Source organism: Neisseria sp. P0014.S009 (genome assembly GCF_051958155.1).
Taxonomy (GTDB): Bacteria; Pseudomonadota; Gammaproteobacteria; order Burkholderiales; family Neisseriaceae; genus Neisseria; species Neisseria flavescens_C.
This window is the reverse complement of record NZ_JBQCVS010000114.1, coordinates 1-277: the sequence shown is the minus strand read 5'-3', so window position 1 is coordinate 277 and position 277 is coordinate 1. Positions and strand designations below refer to the sequence as shown.

Here is a 277-nt window from a genome sequence, read left to right as displayed (position 1 = left end):
TCCCCAGGTGCATCAACCGCCGTACCTTTGATGATTAAGCTGATCAACCAATGCTTCCCAGATCATGCCGAATCATGGTCAGGCCGTCTGAAAGAATTGGTGCCCGGCTACGGTATCAAGCTGAACGACAATCCGTCTTTGGCGGACGAAATCATCAGCCACAACGCGTCCGTTTTGGGCATTCATCACTAAATTGAAGCAGACGCAAAGGCGGGCATTCTTGCCCGCCTTTTTTCAAACCATTAAAATAGCGACATTCAGGCCGTCTGAAATCTAA

The 277-nt window shown here is 49.1% G+C and carries 1 protein-coding gene; it reads left to right on the top strand.

From position 1 onward, the window contains the following. On the top strand, positions 1-192 hold a 192-nt coding region (locus ACTHS4_RS11920), incomplete at its 5' end, for a malate:quinone oxidoreductase (protein WP_440365990.1). Between the last annotated feature and the right edge of the window lie 85 nt (positions 193-277).